Origin of the sequence: Empedobacter stercoris (genome assembly GCF_020281205.1) — a bacterium.
Taxonomy (GTDB): Bacteria; Bacteroidota; Bacteroidia; order Flavobacteriales; family Weeksellaceae; genus Empedobacter; species Empedobacter stercoris.
The window spans coordinates 117,228-131,721 of record NZ_JACXZC010000006.1 but is presented as its reverse complement, the minus strand read 5'-3'; the positions used below and the strand labels follow the sequence as shown (position 1 = coordinate 131,721).

Annotated in this window: 12 protein-coding genes; 2 read left to right on the top strand and 10 right to left on the bottom strand. The window is 30.7% G+C overall.

Translation table 11 applies throughout. The features are described 5' to 3' along the window. The first annotated feature begins 84 nt into the window (after nt 1-84). Together IF125_RS04875 and IF125_RS04870 are read left to right on the top strand one after the other, a co-directional pair. A complete protein-coding gene (locus IF125_RS04875) occupies nt 85-510 on the top strand; it encodes an Hsp20/alpha crystallin family protein (protein WP_225532399.1) in 426 nt (141 codons plus the stop codon). A gap of 210 nt (nt 511-720) precedes the next feature. Beyond that, nucleotides 721-2,283 (top strand): M20/M25/M40 family metallo-hydrolase, encoded by a 1,563-nt coding sequence (locus IF125_RS04870; RefSeq protein ID WP_225541713.1) that lies wholly within the window; start codon nt 721-723, stop codon nt 2,281-2,283. Nucleotides 2,284-2,334: 51 nt separating this feature from the next. On the opposite strand, the gene IF125_RS04865 is transcribed toward IF125_RS04870, so the two are convergent. The 10 genes from IF125_RS04865 to IF125_RS04820 are packed head-to-tail and all read right to left on the bottom strand — an operon-like array spanning nt 2,335 to nt 14,487. Further along, on the bottom strand, nt 2,335-3,648 hold the full coding sequence (locus IF125_RS04865; RefSeq protein ID WP_225541712.1) for a phenylacetate--CoA ligase family protein: 1,314 nt from the start codon (nt 3,646-3,648) through the stop codon (nt 2,335-2,337). After that, nucleotides 3,615-5,282: a C45 family peptidase gene (locus IF125_RS04860; protein WP_225541711.1), complete on the bottom strand. Its 1,668-nt coding sequence runs from the start codon at nt 5,280-5,282 to the stop codon at nt 3,615-3,617. Before IF125_RS04860 ends, IF125_RS04865 begins: the two co-directional genes overlap by 34 nt. Next, nucleotides 5,275-6,846, bottom strand: coding sequence for a phytoene desaturase family protein (locus IF125_RS04855; protein WP_225541710.1), 1,572 nt, complete (start codon nt 6,844-6,846; stop codon nt 5,275-5,277). The genes IF125_RS04860 and IF125_RS04855 overlap by 8 nt, the downstream gene beginning before the upstream one ends. Continuing rightward, nucleotides 6,821-10,480 (bottom strand): MMPL family transporter, encoded by a 3,660-nt coding sequence (locus tag IF125_RS04850; RefSeq protein ID WP_225541709.1) that lies wholly within the window; start codon nt 10,478-10,480, stop codon nt 6,821-6,823. Before IF125_RS04850 ends, IF125_RS04855 begins: the two co-directional genes overlap by 26 nt. Then, nucleotides 10,473-11,657 carry a DUF2062 domain-containing protein gene (locus tag IF125_RS04845; RefSeq protein ID WP_225541708.1) on the bottom strand — a complete coding sequence of 395 codons (1,185 nt, stop codon included), beginning with the start codon at nt 11,655-11,657 and terminating at the stop codon, nt 10,473-10,475. The genes IF125_RS04850 and IF125_RS04845 overlap by 8 nt, the downstream gene beginning before the upstream one ends. Nucleotides 11,658-11,661: 4 nt before the next feature. Further along, entirely contained in the window at nt 11,662-12,144 is a 483-nt protein-coding gene (locus tag IF125_RS04840; protein ID WP_225541707.1) for a hypothetical protein, read from the bottom strand. Further along, on the bottom strand, nt 12,144-12,515 hold the full coding sequence (locus IF125_RS04835; protein WP_225539270.1) for a 3-hydroxyacyl-ACP dehydratase: 372 nt from the start codon (nt 12,513-12,515) through the stop codon (nt 12,144-12,146). The genes IF125_RS04840 and IF125_RS04835 overlap by 1 nt, the downstream gene beginning before the upstream one ends. A gap of 56 nt (nt 12,516-12,571) precedes the next feature. Further along, nucleotides 12,572-13,195 (bottom strand): DUF3261 domain-containing protein, encoded by a 624-nt coding sequence (locus IF125_RS04830; protein ID WP_225541706.1) that lies wholly within the window; start codon nt 13,193-13,195, stop codon nt 12,572-12,574. Next, the gene (locus tag IF125_RS04825; RefSeq protein ID WP_317171958.1) at nt 13,173-13,799 is read right to left on the bottom strand and encodes an outer membrane lipoprotein carrier protein LolA; all 627 of its coding nucleotides are present in this window, start codon (nt 13,797-13,799) and stop codon (nt 13,173-13,175) included. Before IF125_RS04825 ends, IF125_RS04830 begins: the two co-directional genes overlap by 23 nt. After that, nucleotides 13,789-14,487, bottom strand: coding sequence for a polysaccharide deacetylase family protein (locus IF125_RS04820; protein WP_225541705.1), 699 nt, complete (start codon nt 14,485-14,487; stop codon nt 13,789-13,791). Before IF125_RS04820 ends, IF125_RS04825 begins: the two co-directional genes overlap by 11 nt. Nucleotides 14,488-14,494 lie beyond the last annotated feature (7 nt).

Here is a 14,494-nt window from a genome sequence, read left to right as displayed (position 1 = left end):
TTTGTCCAACTATAGCTTGTATCCTACTAAAGTGGGTGGATATTTTATGCCCTAAATTTATTTAGGACGCTATTGATACAAAACATGAATACAGTTAGAAAAAACAGAACAAATTATTTCCCTTTTGGATTTGATAATGCGATGCTTCCAAAATTTGAAACATACGTAAATTCGAACAATCAATTTCCGGCAGTCAACATCAAAGAAAACGAAGATAGTTTTGAGATTTTATTAGCTGCGCCAGGTCTTACAAAAGAAGATTTTGCAATTGAGGTAGATGAAAATGTTTTGACTATTTCCTCAGAAATCAATCAAACAAAAGATGTAAAAGAAGAAAAATTTACGAGAAGAGAATTTAATTTCACCAACTTTAAAAGAGCATTTACTTTACCAGAAACGGTTAATGAAGATAAAATTGAAGCTTCTTATGTGAACGGAATTTTAAAATTAATTTTACCTAAAAAAGAAGAAGCATTGCCAAAAGAAAAACGTAGTATACAAATTTCATAGTATAAATTTAATTTTAGTTAGTTAATTCATCAATCCTCAATTTTTCGAAGTTGGGGATTTTTTTCGGAATGATAAATTAATAAAAAACAATATTATATTTTCAAAAAAACATAAATAAAGTAAAGACATCTTCTGAAGTCTTTTTTTATTTAACAAAATATTATATTTTAGACCTAATTTGTAAAATTTATCACACGAAATCAGATTTTTATGAAATTGATTAACACATTAACTTACTCTGCATTAGTTTTATCTTCTGTTGCAGTACATGCGCAAGCGCAAGAAAAATTGGATCCAACAGTACAAAGCTTTGTAACAGAAATCCAAAATAATTCGCAATTGAAAAAAATTTCGCACGAATTATTAGACGGAATTGGACCTCGATTAGTTGGAACACCACAAATGGATCAAGCCGGAGATTGGGCAATTAAAACCTTAAAATCATGGGGAGTTGAAGCTCGTCGCGAAGATTACGGAACATGGAAAGCTTGGGAACGTGGTTTAACTCACGTTGATATGACTTATCCGAGAGCTAAATCAATCGAAGCAACTCAATTAGCATGGTCACCAGCAACTAAAAAAGCTGTAACTGCTGAAGTTATTGCGATGCCAGTTTTCAAAACGAAAGCGGAATTTGACGCTTGGTTACCAAGTGTAAAAGGTAAAATTGTTTTAATGTCTCAAAACCAATCGTATGGACGTTCTGACTATCAATACAAAGAATTTGGGTCTGAAGCATTATACAAAAAAGTAACTGAAAATAGAAAAGCTGAAGCTGAAGCTTGGAGTAATTCTATTAAAGTAACAGGTTTTAACAACAATACACTTCCAGAAGTTCTGGAGAAAAATGGAGCTGCTGCAGTTGCCATTTCATATTGGACTGGAATTATGGGTGCAAACAGAATTTTTGGTGCAAAAACGAAAACGATTCCAATGTTAGATATTTCGAATGAAGATTATGGAATGCTATATCGTTTAGCTGAAAATGGAACTGCTCCAAAATTAACTGTTAATGCGCAATCTAAACATAATGGAGTTGCAAAAACATTTAATATTGTAGGAGAAATAAAAGGTAAAGAAAAACCAAACGAATATATTATTTTATCGGCTCACTTTGATTCTTGGGATGGTGCACAAGGTGCGACTGATAACGGAACAGGAACAATCGCGATGATGGAAGCTATTCGTACAATTAAAAAATTATATCCAAATAACAAACGTACCATTTTAGTTTGTTTATGGGGAAGTGAAGAACAAGGATTGAACGGTTCTCGTGCTTTCGTAGAAGATCATCCAGAAATTGTAAAAAATACACAAGCTGTGTTCAACTTAGATAATGGGACTGGGCGAGTAGTTAACATCAATGGTTCAGGTTTCGAAAAATCTTACGAATATATGACACGTTGGTTAGCTGCGACACCTTCTTTTGTTCGTAATGAAATTAAAACAGATTTCCCTGGTTTTCCAAGTGGAGGTGGATCAGATCATGCTTCATTTGTTGCTGCAGGCGTACCAGGATTTATGTTAAGTTCTCTTAATTGGGGTTATGGTACATATACTTGGCACACAAATAAGGATACTTATGACAAAATTGTTTTCGAAGAAATTCAGAATAATGCAATATTAGCTGCTACATTAACAATGATGGCGGACAAGGAAAATGAATTAGTTAATAGAGATCGTCGTGTTTTACCTGTTGGTAGAGATGGAAAGCAACAAGAATGGCCAGAGGTTAAAAGCCCTGCAAGAAATTCTGATACTTATATGAAATAAGATTTTCTTAAACATATTAAATCCACTCAAATGAGTGGATTTTTTTTTGAATTAACTATTTTCTCTATAATCAATAAATGTGATTGGCTTTCGACTTTCTGGTTTAAAAATGACTGTTTGCAAAGTTTCAAAATTTTCAAATTTAATCGAGGGTGTTACACGCATTTTTGCTCTAAAATAATCTCTTATTTTGGCTAAAAAATCATCCGTTTCATCTATCGAAACTAATCGAATCAAAATTTCATCTGTTCCTAACTCATTCGAATAAATTTCTATTAAATGTAGTTTTATTTCATCAAAATGCGACAATACATCCTGTAAAGCAGGTGGATACAACGTTGTTCCCTTGTACTTTATCATGTGTTGTTTTCTTCCTTCAACTGGACCTAATCGATAGGTATGGCTTCCGCATTTACATTTTTCGGAATGTTTTCGTACTAAATCTCCCGTTTTGAAACGCAACAAAGGCATTCCTTCAACACCCAAAGTAGTAATCGTTAATTCACCTAATTCACCATTTTCAACTTCATTATTTTCTTCATCTAAAATCTCTGTAATAATCAAATCTGGTTGATGATGACCTCCTACTCCTATTTCACATTCCGTAAAAGCGGTACTCATTTCTGTCGAAGCATACGTTGAAAAGAGCTGAATATCCCATTTCGAAGTAATTTTTTGCGCTAACAAAGACGGTTTCAAATCCCTATCTCGCAAAGCTTCGCCTATACACAAAACTGCTTTTACAGAAGATGTATTGAAATCGATGTTATTTTTTTCAGCATAATCAATCATTTTCAACAAAAAAGAAGGAACTGCTACCAAAAATTTCGGTTGATATTTTAGAATAGAATCCCATTGCAATTGAGGAACCCCCGCTCCTACACGAACAACACCTGCTCCTAACTTTCGCAAACCAAGAAAATAAGCCAATCCAGCCATAAAACGACGATCGATTGTCGTCATCATTTGTACAACATCACCTTTTTGAACGCCAATTCGTTGAAAGGAATTCAATTCATTATCAGCCAATCGTTCCAAATCTTGGTTCGTTAATCCAAACGTTACAGGATCGCCTAAAGTTCCGGAAGTCGTCGAATAATCTATAATTTCAGGTAACGGAACACACAAAAAGTCAAGATTTCGTTGTTGTAAATCATTTTTGGTTGTTACGGGAATCAATTTTAGATCTTCCGTTGATTTGATTCTTTTCCAATCAATCTTATTTTGTTCAAATAAATCTTGATAAAACTTAGAATGCTTTGCTAAATAGGCAATTTGATCTTGTAATTTTTGATTTTGAAACGCTTTTATTTCTTCTACCGAAAGCTTTTCTATTGATTTTTGTTGGCTATTTTGCGTGTGCATTTTGATAGCTTTTTCTCTGTTATTAATCGATCCGGAATCGTAGTGATTTCCTTTGTTAATGCTAATTTATAATAATTACTCGCTTGTTGATAGTCTTTTTGTTGAAAAAAATAATCACCAACTTGTGCATACACTTTCCAAAAATTTGGATTATTCTGAATGTAACGATTTAAATAATCATTATCTATTTCTTTTTTATCTTTAATCAATTGCGCAATTAACTTCTGTTGAACGCGATACGCTTCGTAATCTTGGTACGCTTTTGTCGTTAAAAATTGATCTTTTTCAATTTCTAAACTGTCCACATTTAATTTAAAATTTGAAATTGAATCATTAAAAATTTTATTCAAATCGTAAGCTGTAAATTCACCCAATTGATATGGATTTGATGAAACCCAAACCAATCGTTTATCTGGCTGAAAAACAACTGCATGATGCGCTAATAACTGATTCAACGCTTTTTCATTTCCAAAACCAATTTTACTGTTTTTTAACCCATTTGTATCTCGTAATAAATCAACCATTTTTTGAGGATTTAACTGATTTTGAATGGTTAACTGTTCATCAATTTTTTCGAAACGATAAACGGAATGACTTTCTGTTTTTTGCTTATTATTTCGTTTATCATCTTGATATTCTATACTCTGAAAATGATTTGTACACGCCAAATAAGGTTGATTTTGTACTTCATAAACACCAAATTTTTTAGGCGAAATTTCAATCAAAACTGCCCGATGATCTTTACTACTTCCAATCATCAAACTTTCGGACACAAACACTTTTTTGTTCTTCGCAATCTCGATCGCTTCATCAATAGTAGATGCGTACTGCAATATTTCTAATGCAACAAGAGAAATTGGAGTTTTTGCTTTCAGCGGAATTGAAGATTTTCCTGCATTAATCGTCACTGTCAAACCTTCTAAATTCATTCCAGACGACACACCTATCATTCCACCCCAAGTAACCGACATATATGGAAAGCCAGATGTAGGTCGAATAAACGACACTATTTTATTTTTAGCAAAATCGTCGTTTGCATAAAAATCGAAATTTCGACCGATTAATAATCCTCCATCTTCCGATTTATTGTCCCAAACTGCTAAAGAAGAACATCCAACCAACATCAAATCGTGCATAGCATGCCCTATATCATGTGCGCCATGCAAAAAAAGATTTCGATTATATTTATCTATCAACGAATCATATCGATTTGAAGAAAATTCGGAAAGACCATAAATCTGTGCTTTATATTCGTTTTTGACATATTGATGTAAATCTCGGTTATAGTATTTTAAAACTTTAAACAAAAATTTTCGACGCTTTTCGGAAGGAATAAAATCAGTAATCAGATTCATAAATGATTCTTCTTGAAATGCATATAATTCCTTTGTTAAAACCCCTGTTTTCTGACCTATTTCTAATGCATCACCAGAAACATATAACTCCCAATTTTGAGACTTATTCTTTTTTAAGAAATTATTTTCTATATAAAATAGAGAATCATTTACTTCGTTACGAATATAATTTTGAGAATGATAAGCAGATAAATCAGGACGGTCAGCCATACTTTTTTGGATGCCACAAGAAGAAAGTGTAAACAGAATAAAAGTTAAAATGTAGAAGTATTTACTCATAAGCTTTTTGATTGATTTCCCGATAAACTTTATTCATTAAATATTCCGATCCAAGAATTTCGCAACACGTCAGAAAAGCACCAATTGTAACGCCTAAAACACCATGAACTCGTACATTTTGACCTGTAAAATAAATATTTTTCACTTTTGATCTCGGTGATATAAATGTTTTCATCGGATGATGACTATCTTTCAAAAAACCATACATATTACCTTTTTCAGATCCAATAAAATCTCGATAGGAAAGCGGTGTTGATGTATGAATCGCTAAAATCTTTTCGCGAATATCAGGAAATTTGTTTTCTAATTTTTTAATAATCAGTTCTGTTTTATACCGTTTAAATGCTTCATAATCTTCTCCTCTATTTCCATAATTATCATTGGTATCAACATTATATGTTTCTTCCCATTGTTGCACTTCATCAAACGTCATATAGGTCATAACCGTCATACTTTCCGAATATGCTTCATTTTTTTGATCCAAACTAAATGTTGCAATATAAGTATTCGGCCAATTGTCAATTGACTTTTCATAACTGTCCCATACATCGTTTATCGAATTAAAATGATAGATATTATGGTTGATATATGGAAAACTTTTAGGCTTAAAAACGAAATAAACAGAAAACACGGAAGGTGTAACTTCTAAACTTTTAACACGTTTAGAAAATGGTTTTCCAAACTTGCGTTCTCCCAACATATCGATCGTTTTCTTGATATCTATATTCGAAATAAATAAATCTCCATAAAAACGCTTTCCTTCCTTCGTTTCACAAGCTATTACCTCTTCATTTTCATCTTGAACAAAGGCTTGTATTTCTTGGTATTTATAAATTTCTCCTCCATACTTTTTCAACTCCTTAATCAAAAGAGTTGAAATTTGGCTTCCACCATTTACACAACGCCAAGCCGAATGTATATAAGAGTTAACAGAAAGCGCATGAATGTATAAAGGTGTCTTTTTTGCTTGTCCCACATATAAAAAATTATTCCCCACTAAAACGGCTTTCAATCGCTCGTTTGTGAACACAGAATCAATGTAATCTTTGGCATTAATTGCCAAGAAATCTTCTTCGTCAGCAAACGCAGAAGTGGCTAAATTATACATCGGAAAAGCAGCACAAATCTCTTCTAACTTTCTACTGTATTCGATTAATTTTTCGCGTTCTTCTGGAAAAAAGACAGACAATTGATCGACAAAATTTTGATAAGTTTGTGCTATTGGATAGACGTTTTTATCATCATCAAAAGAAATCATATCAAAACCATCTTTATTCAATTGCTTCAACTTTAGCTTGTCGGCTATATTTAGATATTTGAAATAATTATATAAGTTTTCACCTTTAGCTAAACCTCCAATATAATGAACACCCGTATCAAAAATTGTTTTATTCCGAACAAAAGTTTGCAAATTTCCACCAAACTGATTATTCTTTTCAAGCACCACCACTTTCTTTCCTTCCTTTGCCAAAATAAGAGCAGAAACAAGTCCACCCAAACCGCTTCCTATCACGACAATATCGTAATGAAGTTTCGAATTATTTGGTGTAAACGATGTATTCATTTGTTTCTGTTTGTTGAATAAATTCAGTAAATAATGATTGATTGACGTTTCTATTTTTTAGAACAACAATTTTATTAAATTGATTGATTGTTTCTTGGTTAATTTCTTCAATTTCTGTCGAAATCAAAAGGGTTGTATATTCTTCATTAACGCTGAAGTTTGGTGAATATTCTAATGAGCGGATTTTTGTAATGTAATTTGTCGCAGCAATTGATCTTTTATCTTCACTTTTTATAAACGAAATAATTTTACGATTTGCTTGCTGCATTAACAATAAGAAATCAATCTGTCCATAGTCATTAGCAAAATGAACGATTTTTTCGTTCGAACCAAATACATCATTCAATTGATGATAAACCGATTTAAATTGTTTAAAATCTTGTTTTACTGCATGTACAACTTCAAATTCTTTATACAAAAAACTTAAAAACAATTTTTGTTTCCAGTAATTTTCATCTTCATATCTATTTCGAATTTCTTGAAATTTTGCTTTATAAGCTCTACTGATTTTTTTTGTACGTTCAGAATAATTTAATCCATAAGTTTCATCATTCCAAGCAATTCTATCTCCAATTATTGAATAGATATGTCCATCCGAAATTAAGAAGTCGCCTTTTGGAATAATCTCTGAATTTCCATGAATATACATTGGTAAAATATCTAATTTCAATTTCTCTGCTAAATAAAATGCTCCTTTATGAAAACGGTTGATATTATTTGTAAAAGAACGCGTTCCTTCAGGGAAAATCATCAACGAAAAATCATGACCAATACGATTTTTGATTGCTTCAATATTATCTTCAACACCATTAGAAACTGGATAAAAACCAGCCATTTTAACTGCACGTCCAAAAATTGGCGATTTATACACCCAATCGTTTACTAAAAAAACAATTTTAGGTGTACACATTCCAATAGCTAACGTATCTAAGAAAGAAGTATGATTGGCAATAATAATCGACTGCTTCTTAAAATTTTCATGATTAGGATTGATTATTCGTTTAACAACTGTTGGTTTCAACATCAATACAGATTTCATAAAAGTTGCCATTCCCCATCCAAAAAGTTGGTACTTTTTCTCTTTCGAAATTGGTAAAATAAGCATCAAAAAACGAAGTATTAAAGAAGTCAACGTTCCAAATAATCCAAAATATAAAAAGAAAATTCCACTCTGAATTGCCAACCATAAAGTCATCGGACTTTTTCCTTTTTTGGAACGATTGGCTATAAAAAATCGAAATAAAATTGGATAAAAAATAAATGTAATCACCAATGCTGCAAGCACTCCAACCAACGAAACTGACGCAATAGATTTTAGAGCAGGGTGTTTTGCAAAGATAAGCGCACCAATCGCTAAAACTGTCGTAATAACGGCTAATAAAATTGATGTTCGGTAAGTCGGCATTTCATCTTTACCAGTCGTGTATTCTTTTTGTAAAGCACTTGTCATAAAAATACTAAAATCAACTCCATGACCAAAAACCAACGTGCAAACAATACTGCTAAAAATATTAAATTTGATATCAAAAAGTCCCATTAAACCTGCAGTAACCAAACCTGATAACGCGATAGGAATCGCACTAATAATAACCAACTCAATACGTCGGAAAAAATACCATAAAATCAATAAAACAGCTAAAAACGAATAATTAACTAAATTATTAAAGTCATTGACTAAATTACCTAAAAAGTTTTCGTTTAGTAACTTTCGGTCAATTACAATTGTTTCGTTATGATGAAATTGATTCACAAATTTCTCTCTATTCTCTTCCTTTAATTTGACTAAAGTTGAGATGGTATAAAATCCATTTTTTTCGGAAACAAATTCTTCAAAAAGTGACGGATTGAACGCGCGATAATCCTCTAATTTTAATGGTTGATAGGATTTATCAAAAATCGAGAAAAATTGATCGTAAATACTTTGTTTAAAACCATATTCTTTTCCTTCGTTGACAAACTCATTCTTTACAAAATTTATCTTTTCAGCAGACCAGAAATTATTCCAATTCTTTATTTTTTCTACTTGTTCAGCAGCTGGTAAAACCAATGATTGAATCGAATTAAAACTTAATATTTCATCTGCATTGACTGCTTTTGATAGTTGAGTTGTTAACGCGCTATTTTTAGTTAAAACTTCATTTATATCTGTTCCATAATTAACGACATACAATGATTTTGAAATGGTATTAGAAGACGTTTCTAATTTTTTTTCAGCAATTTTTTGATCTGTTGGAATGTAATTCAATTTTGATAAATCCTTATCAAATTTAACTTTACTGAACGTAAAACAACTTACAATAATCAGCAGTATACAAGCTACAATCAAAAATTTATTATGATGAAATGAGAATAATGCTAACTTCTCTATAATGGTAGAATTATTTTCGACCGAATTTTGCTTTGGGTGATACAAATGTGGAATAATCAACAATGAAAAAACACCAGAAACAATAACTGTTATTCCAGCAAAAATTCCTAAATCTTTTAATACATCTGATTTCACAAAAAGTAAACACAAAAAAGCAATCGCTGTTGTTGTACAGCTCATGATTAGCGGTTTGGTAATCTCTTTAAAAAGTATTTTAGAATCGCTATTGTGTTTGTAATGCGTCATGATATGCAACGAATAATCAATCGTTATTCCGAGTAAAACCGCACCAATACTTAATGAAATTGCAGAAATTGTACCTTGAATGAAATACAACATTGCCAAGGCAAAGAAAAAACCAAAAACAGAAGGTATAAAAATGATAATTGGAATGTAAAGCTTACGATAAAACACCATCAAAATAACCATTAACGTCGTCATCGATATCAATACAGTTGTGATAATATCTTGCTTGATTTGCTTGGCATTTGCAACAGCAATAAAACTTGAACCAAAAAAACTTAATGTTGATTTCCCGCTATATTTTGGATTTAAATGCTGTTTTATGTCCTCTAATCGATTGACAAAATCAGTATTATGTTCTGTTTCACTTCCAGAAAATGTTGGATTGATAAAGAGCAATAATTTCGAATGATCTTTCGTAACAATAAACCCTTTATACACCTCAAAATCGCTCGTCAAATTCTTATCTTTCAACCGATTTAACGCAACAAAAGTTAAACCAAGAGGGTCTTTCAACATAAATTCTTTTGAAACTATTCCCGTTGGTGTAATTAGACTTTTGTAATTCTGATCAACAATCGATTCAATAGAATCTTTCGTCAGTTTTAGAGTTAACTTATCATAATCTTCTTTCTCTAAAAAAAGCGGTAAATTCTGATGTACAAAATCAAATGTCGAAGCAAAATTATCTAAATCATATTGACCTTGAACATCATTGTAATACTCTTTGAGCGGTTGAATACTATCCAAAAAATCTGTTGCTTGAGCAGTCATATCATCTAATGTTCCAGCCTTTTCTTTTTCGATAATAACAGCAACTTTATCTGTGAATTTTAATTGAGAAATAACTTTTGTAATGGCATCATTCTTCTCATCTTTTGGAATAATTCGCGTTATATCTTCCTCAAATTTTAATCGATTCGCAAAAAATAAACAACACGCCAAAAAAAGAATAAAAAGTAAACTGCTCAACCATTTATTCCCTTTGATATGTAAAAATATAGTGTAGAAATATTTATGCATTCTTAATGGTCTTTTGACTGAAATAAGTTAATAAAAAATAACTTGAAATTCCACTTACAACACTACAGAATGTTGCTAAAACTAAGCTCCCAATTACATATCGAAGTAAATTTTTCTTAATCGTTTCGAACGAAACCAAACTTAAATCTAAATGAAAATTATCTTGTAAAATGAACCCTCCAGTAACTAAAGATAGGTAGATGATGATTGGGATCATTGGCGGAATACTAATGTTAGAACAGAAGAAACTGATCACTTTATTCAACCGAAACATAGAGGCTAAAAAAATAGATAAAAAGGTTTGAAAACCCCAAAAAGGAGCAATACCAAGAAAAACACCCAAAGAAATTGATAGCGCTTTTACTTTATTGTTATCGTTACTTCCTAAAATATCTTCTTTAATGAATGTTCGTAAGTTTTTTTTTTTGAAACTGAACAGAAAATTTCGAGGTTTAATGTAGAAAATAGTCAAGAATACAAGAAATGTATTCAAGATGCTAATTCGTGTAAAATCTTTGAATGGACGGAAATGTGAAACGCGTTCATTTGGATCGTACAAAATGTCAATCGGAATGTTAATTACTTCAATTCCTTTCCAAGCTGTACGTACAATCACCTCAATTTCAAATTCAAATTTAGTTGTCCAAAATCTTTTTGGAATAAATTTTAATGGATACAAACGATAACCAGATTGAGTGTCATTTAATTTAATTCCTGTTTCGAACCAAAACCAAAAATTAGAAAATTTATTGCCAAAACTACTTTTTTTCGGAATCCCATCTTGTTCCATTTGGCGACTTCCGATAATTAAAACTGGTTTATTGCGTTGTTCTAATTCTTCTATAAAATTTGGAATATCATGTGGAAAATGTTGCCCATCAGAATCGATTGTCAAAGCATAGTGATACCCATTATTTACGGCTTCCTTAAAACCAACTCGCAAAGCATTTCCTTTCCCTTTGTTTTGTGCTATTTTAACCACAACAAATTGACTTTCGTATTCGTTTAAAATAGCATCTGTAGCGTCTGTAGAACCATCATTAACAATAATAATCTGATTGGTGTAGTCCAAAACTCCATCAATCACACGTTTCAACGTTTTATGATTGTTGTAAGTCGGTATAAGTACACAAACTTTTAGTTCATCTATTTTATGTCGAATATTCGAAAAATCCATGCGCTTAATGAAATGTTTTCTGCTGTTGTACTGTAAAAGTATTGTAATTTTTGGCGTATGACTTAATCAATGCTTGAACTTCTTTAGGAGCCGATTTATAATTATCGATAATAAATGTTTTATCTTCTTGAATATTTTGATTGTATTTAATAAACTTTGGAATATTTTCTTGAATGATTAATCGAATCAGACGATTTTCCACATCTTTTGAATCCTTTTTGATCGAATTATTAATCAAAGTAGCGCCTTCTGTAAAAAATTGTTTTTTTATTTCCTTATCTTTTATCGTTCTTGCTTTTAATATTTTAGAAGCTCCTTTGTACGCTATAATTGTCTGATTTTCACCAGGATAATTATTTAATTTATTGTATAAAATATTCACATTTTTAGATGATTTCGAAGCGTTTTCAAAATCCGTCCTTAATTCGGATAATGTTAATCCAAAAAAGAATAAAACCGAAAATAATAACGATAATATGATTTTCATTAATCCAAAACTTTATAAATTGCACTAAATTTTAAGGCATTTGTTGCTTCAAAAAAAGAAGTATTTTTAACTTTTACTTCATCATTTTCGCAAACAACATTCAAATTTAATTCCAAAATTGGATTCACAAATGGATTTATGGTTGCCATAAATTTGACATTCGAAACTTTAGACAAAAACAGATTTTTAGCAACAAAACCTTCTGTTATTTCTTTTATAATTTGCATCATGCAAACGCCTGGAGTAATTGGATTATTTGGAAAATGACCTTCAAAAACTTCATGATTTGGATTCAGTTCAATTTGGACTTTAAAATTTACATCATCTATTTTCTCCGAATTTTTGATGGTATATAGATTAGGAATAAGCATTTGTAACTGTTTTGATTTACAAATATAATCTAAAAAATATTGTAATTTAAGTTTGTTTAATCTTCCTCTAATTGTGTATTTACTTTTGACAATTCGATACTTAAGTTAAAGTGATTGTGTTTGATTAAAATCTTTTCTGGATAATCTGTTTGATTAGTCGTAAAGTAGTTGATTGTCTTTATTTTATTGTTCTTTAGATGAATTAATTCTTGGAAATTAGTTGATTCATTTTCATCGAATACTAAACTTACATCTTTCGATTTTAAAACAACAAAATCAGCTGTTTTAATAGATTCATCCACTTTAAAATCGTTTTTAAAAAGCATTTGTAAATCATTTGCAAGTGTTTTCACAACTACTTTTTTATTCAAATCTGGCATGGCATAATTCAAGTTGTAATTATTTTCTGAAATAGATAAATCAAATAATGTATTTCCAAAATCAGACATCATTACTACTCGATGCGAATCATAACCGAGCTTTTTTACTACAAAATTACCTTTCATTTCATTTTTCATAAACGTAATCTTAAAACGGTAACTGTATTCTTTGTCAATTTGACTAAAATAAGGATTAAGAAATTCCTTTTCAACCTTTTGTTTATCTTGTATATCGGCTATTTTATATGTCGTTCCACAAGACGTTAAAAACAAAATACTAAGGAGTAAAAACAGACGCATTGATTGTTTTATTTAAAGATTTGTTCGTAAATAAGATTTTGGTGTAATCGTCTGAAGGCTCAATCAATTTCACTTCTGTCACCGTCGATTGTCCGGAATAAAACGTCAACTGAATTTCTTTGATGTATTTCATCACATCTTTTATTTTCGGTTGCAATTTTGCTATTCGAGCTTTATCCGTTTTAACATAGGTAATAAAAAAATCATTGGTATTGAACAAATTACCACTTACACTTCCAACAATCAATTGATTTAATTTTTCAAACTTTTTATTTCCTTGCAAATCAACACTCGATTTTTTTCCTTCGTCATTAATGTAAATTTTATTGTGGTTAAAAATGACATTATAATCAATAGGTTGCGTATAATTCCAACGCATCGAACTTGGATTTTGCAGATACAATTTACCTTTCGAAACAATTGGTTTTTCTAAAAAACTCATCACTTTATATTGTGTAAAATCAGCCGTTAACGTCTTTATTCTTTTAGAATCAGTTACAATATCTTTTTTGAAATTCTCAATTTCAGCATTACTCATTTTACTTTCTTGCGCAAAAATTGTCAAGTGAAAAAATGCAAATAAAATGAAGATTTTAGTTTTCATATACATCAATTTTCAAGAGTTCGTCTAAAGGAACTACTTTATAATTTTCCTTTTGTAAAAATACAAATAATTGTGCTAACACATTCGCTGTTTTATCCGAAGTGTCATGCAATAAAACGATTGAACCTGGTTTAATTTGTCGTGTAATTCGATCAAACAATCTTTTTTCATCATCAATAACTGTATCCAAAGATCGAACATCCCAACCTATTACGTGATGTTTGGTTCTGCGCAAAGCTCTTGCAATATGTGGATTTGTCACGCCAAAAGGCGGTCTAAAAATCTTTGTTTTAACCGATATAGTTTGTTCAATAATTTGATTAGTAGTCAGAATTTCTTGTATAATTTTATCAGTTGAATAAAAGCCATTTTTAGGCGAATGATGATAAGTATGATTTCCTATTAAATGCCCTAATTGATGTATTTTTTGAAGATTTTCTGGAGATTGATTGATTTGTTTTCCGATACAAAAAAATGTTGCTTTAGCATTATTTTTTTTTAAAATTTCAAGAATTCTTGGTGTAAATTCTGTTGGTCCATCATCAAAAGTTAACGAAATTATTCGATCTGTGGTTTTCCCTGCTGAATGAAACGCTTTCAAAAAGTAATTAAATCGAATTTCAAAAGCACCAAAAATTGTCAATAACGACCAAATAAAAAAAGGTATAAACAAATAAAAAAAAGACAAACTTTTT

Coding starts and splice junctions, on each gene's coding strand:
- IF125_RS04870 (WP_225541713.1), top strand. CDS start 721: ATGAAATTGATTAACACATTAACTTACTCTGCATTAGTTTTATCTTCT.
- IF125_RS04830 (WP_225541706.1), bottom strand. CDS start 13,195: ATGCGTCTGTTTTTACTCCTTAGTATTTTGTTTTTAACGTCTTGTGGA.
- IF125_RS04865 (WP_225541712.1), bottom strand. CDS start 3,648: ATGCACACGCAAAATAGCCAACAAAAATCAATAGAAAAGCTTTCGGTA.
- IF125_RS04860 (WP_225541711.1), bottom strand. CDS start 5,282: ATGAGTAAATACTTCTACATTTTAACTTTTATTCTGTTTACACTTTCT.
- IF125_RS04835 (WP_225539270.1), bottom strand. CDS start 12,515: ATGCTTATTCCTAATCTATATACCATCAAAAATTCGGAGAAAATAGAT.
- IF125_RS04845 (WP_225541708.1), bottom strand. CDS start 11,657: ATGGATTTTTCGAATATTCGACATAAAATAGATGAACTAAAAGTTTGT.
- IF125_RS04875 (WP_225532399.1), top strand. CDS start 85: ATGAATACAGTTAGAAAAAACAGAACAAATTATTTCCCTTTTGGATTT.
- IF125_RS04850 (WP_225541709.1), bottom strand. CDS start 10,480: ATGCATAAATATTTCTACACTATATTTTTACATATCAAAGGGAATAAA.
- IF125_RS04855 (WP_225541710.1), bottom strand. CDS start 6,846: ATGAATACATCGTTTACACCAAATAATTCGAAACTTCATTACGATATT.
- IF125_RS04840 (WP_225541707.1), bottom strand. CDS start 12,144: ATGAAAATCATATTATCGTTATTATTTTCGGTTTTATTCTTTTTTGGA.
- IF125_RS04825 (WP_317171958.1), bottom strand. CDS start 13,799: ATGAAAACTAAAATCTTCATTTTATTTGCATTTTTTCACTTGACAATT.